The sequence below is a fragment of the Mesorhizobium sp. B2-8-9 genome, from assembly GCF_006439475.1.
GTDB lineage: Bacteria > Pseudomonadota > Alphaproteobacteria > Rhizobiales > Rhizobiaceae > Mesorhizobium.
Genome location: NZ_VFTQ01000022.1, coordinates 41266 through 59168, shown reverse-complemented (window position 1 = coordinate 59168; position 17903 = coordinate 41266). Strand labels below are relative to the sequence as shown.

Genomic DNA, 17903 nt, shown 5'->3' with positions numbered 1-17903 from the left:
TGTCGCCTCCTGATGTTGGGACGGTTCCCCGGCGCGAACATTAGCCGAATTTTCGCGTGTCGTCTTCGGTATCACGAACAAGCGACCCGACCTGGACGGCAATTTCGCTCAGTGTCCGTCGGTAACGACCGCGATGCCCAGATGCGCTGCCTTTTTTGTAATCAATCCGGCTAAATCCGCGTCAGAGCGGTCGGTCCCCGTGCGCTGGCGCAGCAGGGTAATCGCCTCGTGCATCGACAGCAGGCCAGTCCTATGCTCGGCCAAAAGCTTGTCGACTTGGCGTGCGATGTCAGGTGATTCGACGTGTGGATGATGCATGGCAACGACTCCTTCCGCGCTTCGTTGCCTCCCAAACCACTGCCCTATCTTAGGCCTTATGCCCGGATGCGAAAAGAGCCCGATCCTTGCCCAGTGCTTCGGAGGATCGGGCTCTTCCAGGGCTGGATCTACTCGATCACCTGAACAACGCGGCGCGTGCCGGGATCGATCAGCACCGTATGGTCGTTGACGACCGCATAGCGGTACTGGACGTCCGGAACCTGCTGCAACTCGACGGTGTCAGGCACGGTCGAGCCGACGCCAAGCTCAAGGCCGAGCACATTGACCGAGGCGATCGGATGCTTGTGGACATATTCCTTGACCACGGTCTGCTGCTCGGGGGTGACGATCACCTCGTCCGCGGCCGCGATGCCGATGCCGGCCATCAGAGCCAAGCCGGCGACAGCTGGAATGAGGGTGGTTTTCATCGTTTCTCTCCTGTTGCGTTGGTGAGCTCCGCCCTGCCTCCGCAGGGGCGGAAACACGAGCAGGTCGAACATGGGAGCTCCCGGGGCAAACGCCGCCGGCAGGGTGTTGTTCCGTCAGCGGCGACTAATTGATTTGGCGGAACCTTCGCATCGGCTCCGCATTGGAAGGCATTGAAACTGCCCAAGTCTTTGAAATCCTAAGGATGCCGCAGTCATGCAGGAAGGCTCCATCAGAAGCGACATCGAACTTCGCCCCCCCGTGGCCATCGCGGTGGGTGCCGGCTTCAAGCGCGAGATCGCCTCTCTTACCGCGATGCAGAACTTTCTCAAGGAATGGCCCCAGGCCATGCGGGGCGGCAGCTACGCCAACGCATTCCGCGCCTGTGAGGCGGCGCGGAGCGGAGAGATCGATCTCGACAAGGCGCGACAGGCGTTCCTGGTCTTCGCGCGGAAGGCCGGGATCGAATGGACGGGCGCCGATCCCGTCGCGGTGCTGCGCGAAGCAAAGATCAGGCGAATCCGGGCACGCGAAAGCCGGGCACCAAACCGGCACGTGCCTGGCTAGGCCCAGCCTGGACGCGTTCGGCACACCGTGTGATCGGCGTTATCATGCAAGCTTTGGGATTTGGCCGGCCGATCCTGGGAGCAAGCTCGGCGCCTCCTGGCGTCCATTTTGCCTGCAGACCGCCGCCTTCCCGGCTGACGGTCGGCTGAAACGATCCGGGATCTCGACTGGTGGCCGCTGTCAGTTCGGCGCCGATTCGCCCAGCGCCTCGGCAACGAAGGACGCAGCGATCAGATCGTCGGCCTCAATGCGTAGGGAGCCCTCGCCGCCCCCCATGATCGCCGCGACCTTCTGGAAAGCCTTCATTTCATGCTCGGTGATCCGGGCGTCTTGCATCCTGGCTTTGAGATGGGCAACACGCATCCCGAGCGAACGAGATGTTCCGATTTCTCGTTTCGACATGTTGGTAAACTCCTCCTCGCCCCGCCGTACTGTTCGCCACCGCCCGTATTTTCACGTTGCCACTGGTTTGTGTTGTCTATGAGACAACGTGAACCAGAGCCGGTAACTCAAGCGCTGAGGGAAGGTTCCGTTAGCACATGGTAACAAAATAATAATCGGTTAATGGCCCGTCGCCGTAACCAGGCGGCGGGCCATCCGATTTGGTGCGCTATCGATCAGTCGATGACCTTGACGATCTTGCGGGTACCGGGGTCGACGATCACCGTCCGGTTATCGACGACGACGTAACGGTATTTCACGTTCGGCACTTCGTGTAATTCGACCGTATCGGGAAGCGTGCTGCCGACATTCAGCTCGACGCCCGGGATCTTAACCGAGGCCAACGGCTGTTTATGCACGTATTCCTTGATCACGGTTTCCTGCTCCGGCGCGATCACGACATCCTGCGCGGCAGCAGCGCCAATGCCAGCAAGAAGCAGGAAGCCAGCGGCGGCGGAGGTGAGGTGCATTTTCATTGGTCGTCTCTCCTATGTGGATCTGAATCGAATCGCCTGAATGCTGCGCCTGCGATTTTCCACAGCGGGTCGGCATTGCCGTAACGCCGTTCGCCTACCCTTGTTCCTGCAAAACTGGACCGGTGCCTGCAAAAACAACCGCCGCCGTGTTCCGCGACCATCGCTTCCGACCGTGGCACCAATTTCGGAACAATGCGTTTCGGGCTGGGTTACCCATGCGAAGGGACCGACTTTCCGAGGAGAAAATCCAATGAAACATCTGCTGATCACAAGCATGATCGCGCTCGGCGTCGGTTGCGGCGCCGCGATGGCGCAGACCGAGTCCGCGCAGCCGAGCGGCGGCGACAATAATTGCACGGCCGGGACGGCCGATTGCCAAAAGGGCGGCAAGGCGGGCGGCCAGGCCCAGGGTCAGATGAAGTCGCAAACCCAGCAGAACGCCCAGGGCAAGGCTGGCGCAAACACCGAAGAGCAGGCTCAAGGCAAGACCAAGATGAAGACCGAAGAGCAGGCTCAGGGTCAGTCAGGCGCCAACACTGACCAGAACGCCCAGGACAACACACAGCTGAAGAAGAAGCAGCAGGCGCAGGGCAAGACTGGCACCAGCACCGAACAGAACGCCCAGGGCACCACCAAGATGCAGACTGAGCAGAACGCCCAGGGCAAGACCGGTACGACCACCCAGCAGAACGCCCAGGGCAACACCAACGTCGAGACCGACCAGAACAAGACGGCGTCGATCAATAACGTGACGGTGGAACAGAGGACGCAGATCACGCAGGTCATTCATGAGAGCCATGTCGAACCGGTTCGCGACGTTAGCTTCGACATCTCCGTCGGCGTCGAGGTGCCGCGCCACAAGGTGCGTCTGCACCGTCTGCCGGCCCGGATCGTCAAGATCGTTCCGGCTTATGAAAACTATGAGTATTTCGTCTTGGCCGATGGACGCATCGTCATCGTCGACCCGGACACCTACAAGATCGTAGTGATCCTGAGCTGATCCGGTCAGCATAGCGGATAAGGGCCCGCCCAGATGGCGGGCCTTTCTGCATGGAGAAGCATCTTAAACCCGGCAGGCAGTCGCCCGCATGCGCTCCATTAGGCATGACTTGAATGTCGCCGGCTCGGGAACGATCCGGCGCAATTGCCAGTTGTCACAGCGGAAGTCCTGCGTCCGTGGTCCCTGTCGGGGCCGGACGAAAGGGCAATGGGGCCGCCGGCAAACCGTTCAAGCTTGCGGTCCACCCGGAAAAGGTGCATGGGTCAAAATGGGTAGAGATATGGGCGAGATCGCTGATGGCCGAATATGGTCGCGGCGCTCGGTTGGGCAAATGTATTTTCCGCAGTTTCTTGTGGGAATGGTTGGCACGCTTCTAGTGATCCTCGGCTGGACCTTCATGTCCACGGGATCTGTCTGGATGGCGATCGGTTGGACATTCCTGGCGGCCGTGGCTCTGCAGGCCGGCTATTTCGTGGCCGTGCTCTGGCTCGTGCACAGTGAGATCCGCGTAACCGACGAAGGCAAAGCGGACGTAAGCGCGGCACCCGCCAAGATACCCGGACCGTTCGAGCGCGATGGCATCATCCACGCCCTCATCTTGCGGCTGTTCCCGAAACTGCTTCCCTGATCGCTTTGCGTCGATTCCGGCCGCGGACGGATCATTCTATTCCTTCTCGACAGGCATCCACGCCGCAATAGCCGGCACGTTGCCTCTTCAATTCGACCGCAAAGGCCATGCTACACCTCGGCGCCAGGGCCCGAGGCGCCATCCGTTGCATCGGAGCCGATAGACCGCCACTAGCTTTGCATCGGCGATGGGCCGCCATCAACAAAATCGATGCGGCGCAACCAAACGCCGGCTGCAGCTCTCCTTGATCGGAGGCTGTAGCCGGCGCGCCTGAAATCCCTGCTCGGTTCGCCCAGCTAGCGCGCGGTGGCCGGTGAGGCCGAGCGCACCGTTTCCGTCGACGAGAAGACGACGAAGCCGAAGACCAGCACCGCGGCGGCCACGATCAGCGAGCCGATTGCCACGACCGGCTCGATCTCCGGGTGGCCTCCCGCCAGCATCCAGTAGAGCGCCGGCAGCATGATCACGATGCCGACCGTATAGAGGCCGTAATGGATCATGGCGATGCGGCGCTCGGCCTTGGCCGGGTTGAGCGCATAGTAGCCGCCGAAGATGGCGCTGGTGACCCAGCCAAGAAGGTTGATGTGAGCATGCGCCGGAAAGGCACCGTGATCGCCCGAAATCGCCATCTGTAGTCCGGCGGCGACGCCCAGGACGAGAAAGACGATGGCCGTCTTGAAGAAGAGTTCCGATACCCGTGGCATTTGTTGTCCTCCCAATGCCTTTGTAAACCCGACTCTGCGCAGTCTACATCGTGCGAGCGATATTAGCCATGACGCACCTAAGTCGGTGCGGCCTTCGGGCGAAAGCCGCGAGGTTTGGCGGCGGTTTTGCAAAAAAATGGCTCGCCTCTTTCGAAGCGAGCCGAAAAGGGAGCCGGGCTTGAGGTCGGCTCCATCCAGGTTGCCACCTGAATTCCAAGCAGAGCTAGCGTAACAAAGCCCGGAATTTATTCCACCGCAACGGGGCAAAGGTTTTTCCGACACGCGGCCGCTATCCTTTGCCGATCGGCCATCGCACAGAAGACGCCGCCGGCCAGCATATCTCCCCAATCAGCCGGCGGGCGAAAGCATGCGCTTCAGCGTCCCGTCCCTCAGCCAGAACTGATGGTAGAGCGCCGCCACGACGTGGACAGCGATCAGCACGATGAATGCCGGCTTGGCAAGCGAATGAATGTCACCCCAAGGGTCGCCCAGATAGAACGCCAGAAGCCCGATTGCCGGCGTCGCCAGCAACAGCACATAGAACAGGCCGTGCGATACATGCGCGGCGACCCGCATCCATCTCGATCCATGACCGGCGGGGGCCGGCGCGCCGGATACCAGCCTGAGGACCAGTCGAACAAGCACAAGCGCAAGAACGGGCAGGCCGACCCAGTAATGAGCTGAGCCCAGCGCCTGGTCGGTGGCCGATGCCGGCTGGCCGTCTTCGGCGGCGTCTACGACGACCGTCATGCTCTCACCGAAGAAGAGCTGAAATAAAACCAGCGCTGCAATCAGCCAATGCAGCGCGATCTGAAAAATTGAATATCCACGTCTGGTTTCCATCGCGACCGTTCCCTGAATACAAGGCGTCCCACGCCTTAACGTTGTTGAATAGTCGCGAGGACGATGGCCGAATTTGGCTCGAAAGCTCCCGCAATTGTGGCCACAATCTTACATTTTCGTATGGCGAGCATTCGCGCCGGCCTTGGCGGTTCGAGACTGGGACCGGCACCTTGCAAGCGCGCAGCATTTGGGCAATGCTTGGGCTTGGGGGAATGGTTTCCGTAATTTCGGAAGCGCGATTACATGTTCATCGACTACTACGAAGTTCTGGAAATAAGCCCGAACGCCAATTCCGAGACCATCGAGCGGATCTTCCGCTACTTTGCCATGCGCTATCACCCCGACAATCGGGAAACCGGCAATGAATCGCGCTTCAGCGAGATCGTTGAAGCCAACAATACACTCCGCGACCCCGTCAAGCGGGCTCAATACGATATCCTTTACCGCGAGCATCTGGGTCTTCGTCATGAACTCACCGAGGGAGCGCGCGACGGCGGCGGCATGGAGCGGGATTCCGTCATCCAGGCCAATCTGCTGTCGCTTCTCTATGTGAGGCGCCGGCGGGACGTCAACAATCCGGGCATCGGCGACGACGAACTCGAGCGCCTGTCCGGTTGCCCCCGCGAGCACCTGGAGTTCCACCTGTGGTACCTCAAGTCGAAGGGCTTCATCGGCAGGACGGAGAACGGCACGTTCGCGATCACCGTGGAAGGCATCGATCATGCCGGGGTCAAGCACGGCCGGGATCGCCCTGACGCCACCCGCCTGCTCGATCACGCCGAATGAGCCGATTTGAGTCGCCCCGATCGTCAAAGGTCCGCCTGCTGGCCTGAATCAGCGGCGGGCACGACGAAAGAACAGCTACATCCCGCAGGAATCGACCGTCCTCTCCTCACCTCCCCGTATCTGGGCGGTTCCACCGGGGCCGCGGAGCATGCCATGCGCCTTGGAGGGCAGAACAGCGTCGGTGACTTAGGCACTGTGCGCCCTCGAATACAAGGCGACTGAGGTCTGGCGCACTGCCGCAATTGGCACGGCTTGCGACGGCAAATGCAGTCGCGAATGCAGGCACCGCTGGAGCTTGCTCTCGTGTGATGCAGTCCGTTCCTGGCCGGTGCGAGATCAAAGGGATTGCCTGCCCGCCGTGCCGGCGATAAACATGTCGCAGCACGATATATTATCCCGCGGCGCGCAGTAGAGCGTCCGCAAGCCGGCGTCTCGGTTTCGACCGCCGGCCACCCGGAAAACAGGTGGCAACCTGGTGCGGGATCAGCACCCGGCAATGGGGCTCCCGCTTTGGCTCGTCTCGACTGAGGCGAGCCATTTTTCTGCCGGAGACGGCGCGCCCGTCGCCCTGTCAACAAAAAACCGCCGGGCGAGGCCCGGCGGCTTTCGCTCGCCCTCCGGTCGGTTCGTCCGGCCTTATGGGGTTGTTGTGGTTGTCGCCGTGGCCGCGGCTTGCGCGTCGATCTTGCCCGCCAAAGTATCCTTGGCCCAGGCGGTGACGTCGGCGTCGACTGGCTTGTTGGCCATGTCGGCAAGGGCAGCGTCCAGCGACGCATCGGTGGGAGGCGGCGCGTTGTCAACCGCGGCCTGCGCATCGGCGATCGCCTGGGCATCAGTGGTGCTGATCGTGGCGTTCTGGGCGTCAATCTGTCCCTGAACGTCGGCGATCTGCGCATCGAGAGCCGCCTGCTGTTCGGGCGTGAAGCCGGTTGTGTCGGTCGCGTTGAGGTCGGCGAGTTGCTGAGTGAGGTCGGCCAGCTTGCTCTGGTCGGCGGCCAGTTGGGCGTTTGCCGCGTCGAGGTTGGCCTGGGCGTTCTTGGCTGCCGCGGCCTGCGTCACGTAAGCCTGGACGCCGGCGAACTTCTTGCTCTTGGAATTCATATAAGCGTTGATGTTGCGCTGCAGCGAGTTCAGCCGGCCGAGCTTGGCGTGAATGTTCTTGTCCTTGGGCGTGGCAGACGTGGTCGTATCGTCAGTCGTCGCGTCATCGGTCGAGTTGTCATCCGACGCGCTGGCATCGGCGCTCTTGTTGTGGCCCGGAGCCGAGGCCGAGTTGCCGTGCGAGGCGCCGCTCTTGCCGCTGCCCCCGCCATTTCCATGACCGCCACCGTTACCGTTACCGCCGCCGTTTCCGTTGCCGCCGCCATGGCTGCCGCCATTGCCGTGGCCGCCGCCGTTACCGCCGGCGCCGGCAAGCGCGGGGGCGGTCGCAAGCGCGAGAATGGCCAGGGATGCCAGAAGTGTCTTTCGCAATGTCATTGTGCTTCTCCGCAGATGAATCGTCACTATGGCCCAACCGCTAGGCAGCCTCTTATGAGAATTTCCTAATGGCGTCGGATAAACTTTAAGCAACTGCGGTCGCGAAATGAGAGCATAGCTGCGGTCTCTCCGCAATTTTTCCAAAATACCACGTTAACCCATTGAAATTTAACGTAAATACAAAAGACTTAGCATCTGTGGGCCGTTTGGAACAAAGAAGGCCCTTGTCTCGCCAGACCATGGTCCCAAGAGGCAATTGCCGCCGCGACAATCCCCTGAAATCGGATCACCTGCGCCTTTGGAACCCTGCCGAAAGGTCGGGGTTAAACAAGCGAAGGGACGTTGCCTAAAAGGACAGTCACCATGAAACGAATTCTTCTCGTTGCCGCTTTTGTTGCCTTGTCCGGTGGTCTGGCGACGGCGCAGTCGGGCACGACATCGGGCAGTTCATCGACATCGTCATCCACCACAACGACGATGCCCAGCCAGAGCACAGACACGACCACGACGAACTCGACCAACTCGAACTCAGCGAAGGACTGCGCGCCTGGGCAGCAGACCGGCAGTGCCAAGCAGGCGGCGCCTGGCCAACAGGATACGAGCGCCAAATCCAACGCTCCCGGCCAGATGAAAACCACAACGGAAGGCTGCTAGCCACCAGGCACAAGCGGGCCTGGCTTTTTGCCGGCCATCAAGCGGAAGGATTTGGATCTTCCGTGCCATCAGTCTCGGTCGGCGTGCCGGTTGCCGTCTCCGGCTCCTGACCTTCGCTCGAACCGGTGGGGGAAAGCACGGTCAGGTCCATCCGGGCGATCCGGGACGCGGATTTTCCTTGGGCATTCGGCTCGCCGATGTCCGTCTCGAAGACCGAGGCTTTCGCGAGGTGGCCGACGCTTTCGGCGCGCTTGCCCGGGAAAGTTTCCGACGCCTGGGGTCTGCTCGCTTGATGCATGGCGCCTGGGCCCTGCTGGCTTCCAACAAGAGAGGTCATGGCTGCGCTCCTGATAGTGGATGGCAGCAAATCCCTAGCATTCCTGGCTGGCGCCAGCCTTGCAGCTTTTTAGAGAATCCTAAGGTACATCCGTTCGTCCCCCTAGCTGCTGACCAGGGGCACGGCCACCGAGGTAGTGTAGCTGATCGGGTAATTGCTGAAATAGGGAAAGCTGATGACAAAGGCATAGCTGGCGTTGACATGTGCCATGCGGAACCCGCCGCTCGCCGGATCGGTGGTGATGGTGACGTTCACATTCCGCAGGCCAAGCGCCTGAAGCTTCTGTGTGGCGATGGCCTGGATGTCGGCCTGCGTCAGCGTGTTGTTGAGCTGCAGGGAGCGCGCCGAGGCTTCGAGCGCGTAGCGCACGCTGGATACGCTGTTCATCGACCAGCCGAAGGCGAAGATGCCGAACAGGAGCATGATGAGAAAAGGCGCGACCAGGGAGAATTCTAGACCAGCGCCGCCCGCCTCATTAGCCGCAAATGCCGAAAGCCGGAGCCTTTGTTTAGCGCACACGGACCACCTGCACATGGCCGATCGCGGTATTGTCTGGGTATGGACCAAAGGTGAAGGGCGGGATCCAGGTGCCGGATGCCTGAATCTGGACGTAGACGGACGGCGCTTTCGGTCCACTGCATAAGGTCGACGCATCGACCACGGTGGTCCCACACTTATAGATGCGACTAATCGTAACCTGCGCGTCGGAAGGCTTGTTCTCCCAGCTCGCCAGCGCGACAGTCTGGGTCGCGCTGTCGTCAGCGGAGCCAGCCATCACGAGGTTGGCCGCCGTTTTCACACCGGCGCGCATCGACAGCGAACCCGCGACATAGGACCAGCCGTCCATGATTCCGAGCAAGGCCGCGCACAAGACGGGCAAAACAAACGCGAGTTCCACCGCGGCGATGCCCGATTCATCGCGAATGGCCGGCATCAGTCGACGGGCAGCGGATTTCACTCGACCACCGCAACCGCCTGAGCGGCCGGGATGTCCTTCATCCCTAGGCTCGAGCAGTCCTGGTTGATGGTCGAGTTGCCCGACCACTGGATGGTATCGGCAACGACCTGGGTGCAGCCATTCACGCCCGAGAAATTGCCAAGATAGTTGACCTGTTGCCTGGGGAAGTAGATCGCGCCGGTCAAAAGCGAAGTCGCGGTGCCGTTGAAGGTGCTCTGCGCGGCGGTCCCCGTCCGGTCGCCATAGAACAGCACGCCGGAATAGGTGCCCGTAGTCGGGGCGGCCAGCGTCACGGTGGCGTTGCCGTTCATGCTGACAGTGTTGCTGCCGGCCATGAAGATCGTAACGTCGCTGCCTTGGATGACGGCACCCGCATTGATCTTCAAGTCGCCCTGGACGACGTAGACACCGGGGGAAAGCGTGATGTTGCCGTTGAGGCTCATGCCGCTGCAGTAGGTCCCGGGCTGGATCGTTTGCGTCGTCTTGTTGCCGTTGATCTTCTGGCATGGGGTCGTGGTCGCGGGAGCCGGCAAGCTGGCGAACGGATCGGCCGCCGGCAGCGCCTGGGTGATCGGGGCCTTGCAGACCATCGGCACCGGATTGTTCAGCACGACGCCGCCGGCCGAAATCAGGCAATCGGCCTGAAGACCCGCCGATCCCTGCACCTTGATGGCGTCGTTGGCGATCGAATTCGCCATGATGACGCAGCCGGCCAGTTTGACGCTGGTGCTGCCGGAGAAAAGTGCTGCCTGGGAGGCCGACGGATTGAGCGCTTCGATGCAAGCTTTGGAGGCGTCGGTGATCAGCGCCACCGCCCTCGCCCGCTCCGGTACTTTTGTCTGAGTGAAGATGGACGTGAAGATCCGGTCGAGATCCTGGTTGAGGATGACCTCGACCGCCTTCTTGGCCGTGTTCGGTCCCGACGCCGGCGGGGTGTTGACGACAATGGTGCCCGCACCAAGGCCATTCGAGGCGGCCGATGACGCGGCGGCGGCGGTGATGGCATCCGTGTTGGATCCGGCGATCTTTTCCAACGCGCCGGCATAGGCGGCCGCGTCGGCGATCGCCTGCAGCTTCAGGCTCGAATAGTACCAGTAGGAGGTCTCGACGCCGAGCCCGGCGCCGCCGACGACGACCGGCAAGGTGAGCGCGAAAATGGTGGCGACATTGCCGCTCTTGCCTTCGCAAAAGCGTCGAGAGCCGCGTCGAGAAAAAAGATTTCTGATGAACCGACCTGAAAAGGCCATGGCCGAGCGCACCCAAGCTATCCCAGCCGTTACGTCATCATTGCCGTATGAACGAATGCCTAATTATTTCGCTCGATTTTTGCCGGTGGGACCCTAGCGCTCCGCTGCCTCCGCCTTGCGCCGCACGCACTAAGACTTAAGGCCTATAAAAGATCGGACTTAAGGTTTAAGCGTCGGTAAAACCATGCATTTTAGCTCTCTCTGCATTTTATCTATTTTGGAAATCGACCGTAGAGACGGCGCGCATATCACTCTCGGACATATGACGAGGGCGAGCTCCATGTTGGGACGTTTTTTGGCATCGAGGGGCGGCAACTTTGCGATCGCAGCCGCGTTCGCCATGGTGCCGCTTATGCTTGGCGTGGCGGCATCCATCGACCTGATAGGCACGAGCGACGACGCCGCGCAGTTGCAGAACTCGCTGGACGCGGCCGGCTTGGCGATCGGCACGAAATACCTGCCAGGCATGTCGGCAAGCGACGTGCAGCAACTCGGCCAGACCTTCTTCGCCGCCAATATGAGCGCAGCCGACGCGCAGGAACTATCGGGCAGCCTCGCCGCCTTCCAGGCCAGCGCGAGCGGCGGTCCGGGTGCCTATTTCATTTCGCTGTCGTCGAGTATCAGCCGGCCGGCCTTCGTCGCCGGCATGCCGGCCTGGCAGGCGACGCGCACCGCCTCGGTCAAGCTCAAACCCGGCGCGCAAGCCTGCGTGCTCGCGCTCGATCAGCACGCCGACGGCGCGGTCAACCTGCAGGGCTCGACCAATGTGGCGATGAACGGCTGCGTGATCGCGGCCAATTCAGACGCGCCCGACGCCGTCAATCGCGGCGGCTCGGCGATCGTCAGCGCCGGCTGCGTCTCGACAGTCGGCGGCACGCAAGGGCTGACGCCGCCGAACGCCACGCTTTCCTGCGGCGCGCCGCATGAGAACCAGTATGCTTCGTTCGATCCGCTGGCCGACGTCGTTCCTCCCGCCTATACGCTGTGCCTGCCGGTGCCCAATGGCAAAACGGTGACGCTCTCGCCGGGTACCTATTGCGACAAGACCTTGTCGGGAAAGATCACCCTCAATCCGGGCACCTACATCATGCGCAATGTCACCATAAAGCCGGGCGGCAACGGCAGCCTGAGCGGCCAGGGCGTGACGATCTTCCTGATGGAGAACTCACAACTCTATATCAACGCCAACGAGCAGGTGAACCTGTCGCCGCCCACCAGTGGCCCCTACGCCGGAATCACCATCTACCAGGCTCACGGCAACACACAGGCGCTGACGCTGAACGGCGGATCGGGCTCCGTGGTCAGCGGCTTTATCTACGCCCCGGACGCCGTCATCACCTATGCCGGAAATTCGGACATGAACGCCCAGGGCAGTTGCCTGCGGCTGGTCGGCGATACCATCTCGATGACGGGGAACTCGGCCGTGAAGTCGGATTGCACGGCCGAACTCGGAGGCCGGGCGGCGTATGCGGGCCGGATGATCACCCTGGCGAAATGAGCACCAACCTCCTCCGCCAGGAGGAGGACGAGATTGCGCCTAGCCGACAATATCCGCACCCGCTCGCTCGTCGAAGAGCACGGCGCAGCCGCGCTTGAGCGCGACCTGCGTCAAGGCGTTGGCCGCATCCTCATCCGACGAGACGAAATCGCCGGTCAGGACGCGCAACTCCTCGACGGCCCTCGACATCGGCACGATACGGCCGGCCGAACGGTCGCTCACGCAGGCGTCGATGACGCACAGAAGATCGATGAGTTCGAAATTGTCCATGGCGGCCTCCGCCAGCGCCATCCCTTCGCTCCGTCAACGGCCCGGGGCGCGGACTGGTTCCCGCGCCCGGCTTCATCCGCGCGGCCTGGCGGGCGCGAGCTTGAGATCGAAGCGGGCCGGCAGGCATGGCTCGAGGCAGGCTCGGCGCAGCGATCCGGTCGCAATCGTATCGACCGGGAGAAGGATCACCATACGGGCCTGGCGCTCGGGCCAGAGCGGCCTGCCGAAGACGAAGAAGACGCCGCCGACCAGGCCGGCCAGAAGCAGTGCGGCAAACAGATTGGCGATCATCTTACCGGGTTGCACGGCTGGCAACTCCAGGAGCGGTTTCAGGGGAAAGGCGTGCCCGCCATATCGCAGGAATAGCGGGCACGCCGTGGTCAACCGCCGATGAAGGGACTTTGTCCGGCGGCTTGCTAGCCAATGATTTTGGTGCCGTCGTTGTTTCCTGAAAATAGGCGTGTCGGGCCTCTGCGTTCGTGCGATGGGACTTCGGTCCGAAGATGGCCCGGGACCGTCGCCCGAGGGCCTGGAATATCCACCTTCCACGACAATGCGCCAAGCGTTCGGCTGAGCTCGCGGTCACCTCTATTAATTAGCAATCGCTCATAATAAGGCTTATGAATACACTCGCGGTCGCCGACGATCGCAACGTCAGGCGCCGCTTCACACATGGGAGGGATACCATGGCCGAAGTTGCAATGAAGGTGACGAAACTCGAATCCAAATCGCACAACAATCCCGATGAGGTCCGCGCGCCCGCCAAGACGCGTGTCGAGATCGTCCGGCTCCCGGGCTATACGCTCGGGCGGATGAACATGCAGCCGGGCTGGAAATGGTCCGAATGCGTGAAGCCGGTGGTCAAGACCGACAGCTGCCAGGTCTCGCATGTCGGCTATGCCGTGTCCGGCTCGATCACCGTACGGATGACCGACGGCACGCAAAAGACCATCGAGGCGGGCACTTCCTACACCATCCCGCCCGGCCACGACGCCTGGGTGGAAGGCAACCAGCCGTTCCAATGCATCGAGGTGCTGAGCGCCGAAGAATACGCCAAGCCGGCATAGCGCAGACAGTCGCAATTTACGTTCAGAAGCGAAGGAGGGATCGCCTCGCGAGGCGATCCCTCCTCATGCTGCGGCGGCGTGTCCCGCGCAAAGGTCATGCGCACAACCGGCGTTCTATCTGTGGCTGCGCCCCCAGTTGTGGAAACCTGCACGGCCAAGCGTGGTGGCTTGACAGAGAGCTTCTTTTGTTCTCTTTATGTTCCGTTAATTCCCCTTACAAAAGACGCAGCTAATGCTGCAATGCCACACAAATGGCCATGGGAGCGCGCGATGGCCGCCACGAACACCGCCGCGGCCGCCACCATCCTGCATGCCGACCTCGACGCCTTCTACGCCTCGGTCGAGCAGCTGCTCGATCCGTCATTGCGTGGCAAGCCGATCGCCGTCGGCGGAGGCGTGGTGCTGGCGGCCTCCTATGAGGCGAAAATCTTTGGCGTGCGCGGCGGCATGCCGGGCCGCAAAGCGCGCGAGCTCTGCCCTCAGCTCATCTTCGTCGGCGGTCATTTTTCCGAATACCAGCGCCTCGGCGACGCCGCGATCAAGGTGCTCGACGACTTCACGCCGGCGGTCGAGCGCATCTCGATCGATGAGGCTTTTGCCGACGTCGCCGGCTGCACGCATCTGTTCGGATCGCCGCAAGAGATCGCGCGAAAAATCCGCGAGCGGGTGAAGGCCGAGCTCGGTCTGCCGATCTCGATCGGCGTGGCGCGGACGAAGCATCTGGCCAAGATCGCCTCGCAGGTAGCCAAGCCCGACGGGCTGGTGGTGGTCGAGCCCGACAGCGAGCTCGCCTTCCTGCACGACCTGCCTGTCACGCTGATGTGGGGTGTCGGTCCGGCGACCAAGGCCAGGCTGGCCGAGATCGGCGTCGAGACGATCGGGCAATTGGCGCGCACCCATAGCGGCGCGCTGGAGCGGCTGATCGGCCATGCCGCCGGCCAGAAGCTTGCCGCGCTCGCCTGGAACCGCGACCCGCGAAAACTCGAGGCACACCGCCGCGCGCATTCTGCCGGCGCGCAATCGGCGCTCGGCAGGAAGCCGGCAGTGCCGCGCGTCTTCGTGCCGACGCTCCTGCATCTGGCCGACCGCGTGGCCAGCCGGTTGCGCGCCAAGGACCGGCCCGGGCGCACAGTGACGGTGCGGGTTCGCTTCGCTGATCTGCGCGCTGTGAGCCGCTCGATCACGCTCGACCAGCCGATCCAGGCGACCGCGATGCTGGCGGAGATCGCCGAGGAACTGGTGCGCGGCGTGCTTGCCGCCCATCCGGGCGAGAGGGACATCTCGCTGCTCGCCATCTCTGTCTCGCATCTGGAGGAGCATGCCGAGCTGCAGCTCGAACTGCCGCTCGGGCTGGCGGACGAGAAGCTGAGGCCCGGCAGCCGCAAAGGCCTGGCGCGCTTCGGCGCCGACCGGGCGGTGGACAAGATCCGCCAGCGCTTCGGCAAGGAGGCGGTCGGCTACGGCACGGTAGCGCTGGAAGGTCCGCGCTCGGTGCCGGACGGGTTTAGGGAATTGGCCGAGAAGGAGCTGTGAGTGGCTGAGGCATCTCCTCTGGCGCCATTGGAGATTGACGAAAGCCTACGCGCCGTCCGTGCGCTGCGTACCAACCGCTTCGGGTAATCTCCCCGTCCGTCGGCGCGGGCCGATTTCCAATCTGTGAAGTTACGCGTTCCCCCACTTGCAAGAATGTCGGTGCTGGGCTCGATTGAGCAAAGCCAGGCTTAAGGACGCCGGGCGGACAGGCAAAGGGGGCCGCGATGGAGCCGATTGCGGCTGGATCACCACCGGACGCGGATGGCGGCGCGCCCGAGCGCTACGATCTCGGCCTCTGCCTGTCGGGCGGCGGCTACCGCGCCATGCTGTTTCATGCTGGCGCGCTATGCCGCCTCAACGAGGCCGGGCTGCTCCAGAAACTCGACATGGTAAGCTCGGTCTCGGGCGGCTCGATCGCCGCCGGGCTGCTGGCGGTACTTTGGCCGCGTTTCGCCTTCGTCAACGGTGTCGCCGCCAATTTCGATATCTATCTGGACAGGATACTGGAGTTCTCGCAGGTCTTCCTCGACGCGCCGGCGATCTTCAAAGGCCTGCTCAACCCGCTTTCGAGCGCGGCGCGCGAAGTCGCCGCCTGCTACGAGAGACATTTGTTTGACGGCTCAAGGCCGATGTTGAAGAGCCTGCCGGAAAAACCCTGGTTCGTGTTCTGCTCCAGCAATCTCGGCACCGGCTCGCTGTTCCGGCTGTCGCGGCGCTATATCGCCGACTATCGCATCGGCGTCGCCTACCAGGCCGACCTGCCGGTGGCTCTCGCGGTTGCCGCCTCCTCGGCCTTCCCGCCTTTCCTGTCGCCGCTGCGGCTCGACCTCACGCCCTCCGCGTGGAAGAACGACAAGCTCGACCCCTCTGTCGGCCCGCCGGTGCCGCCGCGGCGCGCCGTGCTCACCGATGGCGGCGTCTACGACAATCACGGCATCGAGCCGGCGCTGAAACGCTGCCGCTGGCTGCTGGTCAGCGACGCCGGCGCGCCGTGGCAGGCTTCGAGCGCCGGCTACCGGAACTGGTTCTCGCAGTTGAAACGCGTGCTCGACACCACCGACAACCAGGTGCGCTCGCTCAGGCGCCGGGATCTGGTGGCGCGTTTCCAGGCGGCCAAGGACGCCGACGATCGTGGCCTGGCCAATAACGCGACCCGGCCCGGCTATGCCGCGACGCGCGGCGTCTTCTGGTCGATCGCCAGCAAGCCCGACACGACCGAGCCGACCTTCGTGCAGACCGCCACCACCGCGCCTGCCGATATCGGCACCTCGCTGCATTTCCTAGGCAGCGAAGAGACGGTCGATCTGGTGAACTGGGGCTATTGCGCCGCCGACCAGGCGCTGCGCGGCTGGTACGAGCCGGCAGTGGCTGCGGGCAAGGGCGTGCCGCTGAAAGCGGGCGACGTGAAGCCCGGCCGCTGCGCTGTGGTGTCGAAGACGCTGATGAGCATGTTCAAGGTTTGAGGGTGCTCGAACTGCCAATTTCCCCCTTGTGGGGAGATTGGCAGTTCCGCCGCCCTCGCCAATTATCAATCGCCTTGGCGCAATCCAATCCGGTTCATCCCCTGCCCAGCGCATGCTAACAGGATCGCTTTCAACCCAAACACCCGGGATGGACAGCGACATGGCGATAGACAAAGTAGCTTTGGTGACGGCGGGCGGCAGCGGCATGGGCGCAGCGGCGGCCAGGCGCCTGGCGGCGGACGGATTCAAGGTCGGCGTGCTGTCCTCCTCCGGCAAAGGCGAAGCGCTGGGCAAGGAGCTCGGCGGCTTCGGCGTCACCGGCTCCAACCAGTCGAATGAGGATCTGAAGCGCCTTACCGATGGCGCGGTGGAACGCTGGGGCCGCATCGACGTGCTGGTCAACAGCGCCGGCCACGGGCCGCGTGCGCAGATCATCGAGATCAGCGACGAGGACTGGCACAAGGGCATCGACACCTATTTCCTCAACGCCGTGCGCCCGACCCGGCTGGTGACGCCGGTGATGCAGAAGCAGAAGGGTGGCGTTATCATCAATATCTCGACCGCGTGGACGTTCGAGCCGAGCGCGATGTTCCCGACGTCGGCCGTGGCCCGCGCCGGGCTTGCCGCCTACACCAAGATCTTCGCCGACACTTATGCCCCCGACAACATCCGCATGAACAATGTGCTGCCGGGCTGGATCGACAGCTTGCCGGCGACGAACGAGCGCCGCGACAGCGTGCCGATGAAGCGCTACGGCACTTCGGATGAAATCGCCGCGACGATCTCGTTCCTGGCCTCGGACGGAGCCGCCTACATCACCGGACAGAACATCCGCGTCGATGGCGGCATCACAAGAGCAGTGTGAAAGGAGCGGTGTGAGGCAAAGAGGACGCCGCCCCTAGATCATCCGGGCCTGCGGGAATTGAGAACCCACAGAAAGACTATCGAGGCGACCAGGACGATCGAATTGCCGACCACGATGTTCCAAAAACGTGTCGGATCGTCCGCCAGAGCGACCCAATGCAACTTGCCGCGGACTTCGCCTGTCTTGATGCCGCAGGCAATGTTGTAGATCGCGATGGCGGCGAGCGCCGCCATCAGGACAAACAGGTCATTGTTCTTGTTGCGATCCATGGAAGCGGCTTTTAACAGCACTTGGTGAAATTTTGCTTACCTTGGGTAAGGCGGCGGCCGGAAGACCGACCGCC

General features: G+C 62.5%; 24 protein-coding genes. 9 read left to right on the top strand and 15 right to left on the bottom strand.

Going from position 1 to position 17903, the window contains the following annotated elements:
• Window positions 1–108: 108 nt before the first annotated feature.
• A complete protein-coding gene (locus FJ423_RS23465; protein WP_095768291.1) occupies window positions 109–318 on the bottom strand; it encodes a hypothetical protein in 210 nt (69 codons plus the stop codon).
• 128 nt (window positions 319–446) lie between these two features.
• Window positions 447–746, bottom strand: coding sequence for a DUF1236 domain-containing protein (locus FJ423_RS23460; RefSeq protein ID WP_140541659.1), 300 nt, complete (start codon window positions 744–746; stop codon window positions 447–449).
• 214 nt (window positions 747–960) lie between these two features.
• On the opposite strand from FJ423_RS23460, the gene FJ423_RS23455 reads away from it, so the two are divergent.
• Entirely contained in the window at window positions 961–1311 is a 351-nt protein-coding gene (locus FJ423_RS23455) for a DUF982 domain-containing protein (protein ID WP_095768289.1), read from the top strand.
• Between the two features lie 180 nt (window positions 1312–1491).
• Here the strand turns inward: FJ423_RS23455 and FJ423_RS23450 are convergent, their stop codons facing one another.
• Together FJ423_RS23450 and FJ423_RS23445 are read right to left on the bottom strand one after the other, a co-directional pair.
• Entirely contained in the window at window positions 1492–1713 is a 222-nt protein-coding gene (locus tag FJ423_RS23450) for a hypothetical protein (RefSeq protein WP_140541743.1), read from the bottom strand.
• A gap of 215 nt (window positions 1714–1928) precedes the next feature.
• Entirely contained in the window at window positions 1929–2228 is a 300-nt protein-coding gene (locus FJ423_RS23445) for a DUF1236 domain-containing protein (protein WP_140845422.1), read from the bottom strand.
• Window positions 2229–2502: 274 nt separating this feature from the next.
• On the opposite strand from FJ423_RS23445, the gene FJ423_RS23440 reads away from it, so the two are divergent.
• Both FJ423_RS23440 and FJ423_RS23435 read left to right on the top strand, forming a co-directional pair.
• On the top strand, window positions 2503–3228 hold the full coding sequence (locus FJ423_RS23440; RefSeq protein ID WP_348642922.1) for a DUF1236 domain-containing protein: 726 nt from the start codon (window positions 2503–2505) through the stop codon (window positions 3226–3228).
• 280 nt (window positions 3229–3508) lie between these two features.
• Window positions 3509–3856 carry an exopolysaccharide production repressor protein gene (locus FJ423_RS23435; RefSeq protein ID WP_224632122.1) on the top strand — a complete coding sequence of 116 codons (348 nt, stop codon included), beginning with the start codon at window positions 3509–3511 and terminating at the stop codon, window positions 3854–3856.
• 296 nt (window positions 3857–4152) lie between these two features.
• Here FJ423_RS23435 and FJ423_RS23430 read toward each other — a convergent pair whose 3' ends face one another.
• Window positions 4153–4560, bottom strand: coding sequence for a hypothetical protein (locus FJ423_RS23430; RefSeq protein ID WP_140845421.1), 408 nt, complete (start codon window positions 4558–4560; stop codon window positions 4153–4155).
• Between the two features lie 348 nt (window positions 4561–4908).
• Window positions 4909–5403, bottom strand: a complete 495-nt coding sequence (locus FJ423_RS23425; protein ID WP_140845420.1) for a cytochrome b/b6 domain-containing protein — start codon at window positions 5401–5403, stop codon at window positions 4909–4911.
• A 243-nt stretch (window positions 5404–5646) separates the two neighbouring features.
• Between FJ423_RS23425 and FJ423_RS23420 the strand changes: the two genes are divergently transcribed.
• The gene (locus FJ423_RS23420; protein WP_140845419.1) at window positions 5647–6189 is read left to right on the top strand and encodes a J domain-containing protein; all 543 of its coding nucleotides are present in this window, start codon (window positions 5647–5649) and stop codon (window positions 6187–6189) included.
• Between the two features lie 636 nt (window positions 6190–6825).
• Here FJ423_RS23420 and FJ423_RS33680 read toward each other — a convergent pair.
• From FJ423_RS33680 to FJ423_RS23390, 6 genes are all read right to left on the bottom strand, one after another.
• On the bottom strand, window positions 6826–7668 hold the full coding sequence (locus FJ423_RS33680; protein WP_181174878.1) for a hypothetical protein: 843 nt from the start codon (window positions 7666–7668) through the stop codon (window positions 6826–6828).
• Between the two features lie 323 nt (window positions 7669–7991).
• Window positions 7992–8240 carry a hypothetical protein gene (locus FJ423_RS23410; RefSeq protein WP_140845417.1) on the bottom strand — a complete coding sequence of 83 codons (249 nt, stop codon included), beginning with the start codon at window positions 8238–8240 and terminating at the stop codon, window positions 7992–7994.
• 119 nt (window positions 8241–8359) lie between these two features.
• A complete protein-coding gene (locus tag FJ423_RS23405; RefSeq protein ID WP_181174877.1) occupies window positions 8360–8620 on the bottom strand; it encodes a hypothetical protein in 261 nt (86 codons plus the stop codon).
• Window positions 8621–8761: 141 nt separating this feature from the next.
• Window positions 8762–9193 carry a TadE/TadG family type IV pilus assembly protein gene (locus FJ423_RS23400; protein WP_140845416.1) on the bottom strand — a complete coding sequence of 144 codons (432 nt, stop codon included), beginning with the start codon at window positions 9191–9193 and terminating at the stop codon, window positions 8762–8764.
• Complete coding sequence (locus FJ423_RS23395) at window positions 9168–9617, bottom strand: TadE/TadG family type IV pilus assembly protein (protein ID WP_224548500.1); 450 nt, start codon at window positions 9615–9617, stop codon at window positions 9168–9170. The genes FJ423_RS23400 and FJ423_RS23395 overlap by 26 nt, the downstream gene beginning before the upstream one ends.
• Window positions 9614–10864, bottom strand: a complete 1251-nt coding sequence (locus FJ423_RS23390; protein WP_140845415.1) for a pilus assembly protein TadG-related protein — start codon at window positions 10862–10864, stop codon at window positions 9614–9616. The genes FJ423_RS23395 and FJ423_RS23390 overlap by 4 nt, the downstream gene beginning before the upstream one ends.
• Before the next feature lie 280 nt (window positions 10865–11144).
• On the opposite strand from FJ423_RS23390, the gene FJ423_RS23385 reads away from it, so the two are divergent.
• Complete coding sequence (locus FJ423_RS23385) at window positions 11145–12362, top strand: pilus assembly protein TadG-related protein (RefSeq protein WP_140845414.1); 1218 nt, start codon at window positions 11145–11147, stop codon at window positions 12360–12362.
• A 39-nt stretch (window positions 12363–12401) separates the two neighbouring features.
• Here the strand turns inward: FJ423_RS23385 and FJ423_RS23380 are convergent, their stop codons facing one another.
• Window positions 12402–12653, bottom strand: coding sequence for a hypothetical protein (locus tag FJ423_RS23380; protein ID WP_318011894.1), 252 nt, complete (start codon window positions 12651–12653; stop codon window positions 12402–12404).
• Between the two features lie 51 nt (window positions 12654–12704).
• Window positions 12705–12938 (bottom strand): polymerase, encoded by a 234-nt coding sequence (locus FJ423_RS23375; protein WP_140845413.1) that lies wholly within the window; start codon window positions 12936–12938, stop codon window positions 12705–12707.
• Window positions 12939–13318: 380 nt separating this feature from the next.
• On the opposite strand from FJ423_RS23375, the gene FJ423_RS23370 reads away from it, so the two are divergent.
• From FJ423_RS23370 to FJ423_RS23355, 4 genes are all read left to right on the top strand, one after another.
• Window positions 13319–13699: a cupin domain-containing protein gene (locus tag FJ423_RS23370; RefSeq protein WP_140845412.1), complete on the top strand. Its 381-nt coding sequence runs from the start codon at window positions 13319–13321 to the stop codon at window positions 13697–13699.
• Window positions 13700–13969: 270 nt separating this feature from the next.
• Entirely contained in the window at window positions 13970–15232 is a 1263-nt protein-coding gene (gene dinB, locus FJ423_RS23365; RefSeq protein WP_140845411.1) for a DNA polymerase IV, read from the top strand.
• 224 nt (window positions 15233–15456) lie between these two features.
• Window positions 15457–16695 carry a patatin-like phospholipase family protein gene (locus FJ423_RS23360; RefSeq protein WP_140845410.1) on the top strand — a complete coding sequence of 413 codons (1239 nt, stop codon included), beginning with the start codon at window positions 15457–15459 and terminating at the stop codon, window positions 16693–16695.
• Between the two features lie 160 nt (window positions 16696–16855).
• Entirely contained in the window at window positions 16856–17560 is a 705-nt protein-coding gene (locus FJ423_RS23355; protein ID WP_140845409.1) for an SDR family oxidoreductase, read from the top strand.
• Between the two features lie 38 nt (window positions 17561–17598).
• Here FJ423_RS23355 and FJ423_RS23350 read toward each other — a convergent pair whose 3' ends face one another.
• Window positions 17599–17829, bottom strand: a complete 231-nt coding sequence (locus FJ423_RS23350) for a hypothetical protein (RefSeq protein WP_095768274.1) — start codon at window positions 17827–17829, stop codon at window positions 17599–17601.
• Window positions 17830–17903: the final 74 nt, after the last annotated feature.

What these genes read in the sequence shown, in the direction of transcription:
- FJ423_RS23465 (WP_095768291.1), bottom strand. Translation starts at nt 318, where the DNA reads ATGCATCATCCACACGTCGAATCACCTGACATCGCACGCCAAGTCGAC.
- FJ423_RS23460 (WP_140541659.1), bottom strand. Translation starts at nt 746, where the DNA reads ATGAAAACCACCCTCATTCCAGCTGTCGCCGGCTTGGCTCTGATGGCC.
- FJ423_RS23455 (WP_095768289.1), top strand. Translation starts at nt 961, where the DNA reads ATGCAGGAAGGCTCCATCAGAAGCGACATCGAACTTCGCCCCCCCGTG.
- FJ423_RS23450 (WP_140541743.1), bottom strand. Translation starts at nt 1,713, where the DNA reads ATGTCGAAACGAGAAATCGGAACATCTCGTTCGCTCGGGATGCGTGTT.
- FJ423_RS23445 (WP_140845422.1), bottom strand. Translation starts at nt 2,228, where the DNA reads ATGAAAATGCACCTCACCTCCGCCGCCGCTGGCTTCCTGCTTCTTGCT.
- FJ423_RS23440 (WP_348642922.1), top strand. Translation starts at nt 2,503, where the DNA reads ATGATCGCGCTCGGCGTCGGTTGCGGCGCCGCGATGGCGCAGACCGAG.
- FJ423_RS23435 (WP_224632122.1), top strand. Translation starts at nt 3,509, where the DNA reads ATGGGCGAGATCGCTGATGGCCGAATATGGTCGCGGCGCTCGGTTGGG.
- FJ423_RS23430 (WP_140845421.1), bottom strand. Translation starts at nt 4,560, where the DNA reads ATGCCACGGGTATCGGAACTCTTCTTCAAGACGGCCATCGTCTTTCTC.
- FJ423_RS23425 (WP_140845420.1), bottom strand. Translation starts at nt 5,403, where the DNA reads ATGGAAACCAGACGTGGATATTCAATTTTTCAGATCGCGCTGCATTGG.
- FJ423_RS23420 (WP_140845419.1), top strand. Translation starts at nt 5,647, where the DNA reads ATGTTCATCGACTACTACGAAGTTCTGGAAATAAGCCCGAACGCCAAT.
- FJ423_RS33680 (WP_181174878.1), bottom strand. Translation starts at nt 7,668, where the DNA reads ATGACATTGCGAAAGACACTTCTGGCATCCCTGGCCATTCTCGCGCTT.
- FJ423_RS23405 (WP_181174877.1), bottom strand. Translation starts at nt 8,620, where the DNA reads ATGCATCAAGCGAGCAGACCCCAGGCGTCGGAAACTTTCCCGGGCAAG.
- FJ423_RS23400 (WP_140845416.1), bottom strand. Translation starts at nt 9,193, where the DNA reads ATGTGCAGGTGGTCCGTGTGCGCTAAACAAAGGCTCCGGCTTTCGGCA.
- FJ423_RS23390 (WP_140845415.1), bottom strand. Translation starts at nt 10,864, where the DNA reads ATGGCCTTTTCAGGTCGGTTCATCAGAAATCTTTTTTCTCGACGCGGC.
- FJ423_RS23385 (WP_140845414.1), top strand. Translation starts at nt 11,145, where the DNA reads ATGTTGGGACGTTTTTTGGCATCGAGGGGCGGCAACTTTGCGATCGCA.
- FJ423_RS23380 (WP_318011894.1), bottom strand. Translation starts at nt 12,653, where the DNA reads ATGGCGCTGGCGGAGGCCGCCATGGACAATTTCGAACTCATCGATCTT.
- FJ423_RS23370 (WP_140845412.1), top strand. Translation starts at nt 13,319, where the DNA reads ATGGCCGAAGTTGCAATGAAGGTGACGAAACTCGAATCCAAATCGCAC.
- dinB (WP_140845411.1), top strand. Translation starts at nt 13,970, where the DNA reads ATGGCCGCCACGAACACCGCCGCGGCCGCCACCATCCTGCATGCCGAC.
- FJ423_RS23360 (WP_140845410.1), top strand. Translation starts at nt 15,457, where the DNA reads ATGGAGCCGATTGCGGCTGGATCACCACCGGACGCGGATGGCGGCGCG.
- FJ423_RS23355 (WP_140845409.1), top strand. Translation starts at nt 16,856, where the DNA reads ATGGCGATAGACAAAGTAGCTTTGGTGACGGCGGGCGGCAGCGGCATG.
- FJ423_RS23350 (WP_095768274.1), bottom strand. Translation starts at nt 17,829, where the DNA reads ATGGATCGCAACAAGAACAATGACCTGTTTGTCCTGATGGCGGCGCTC.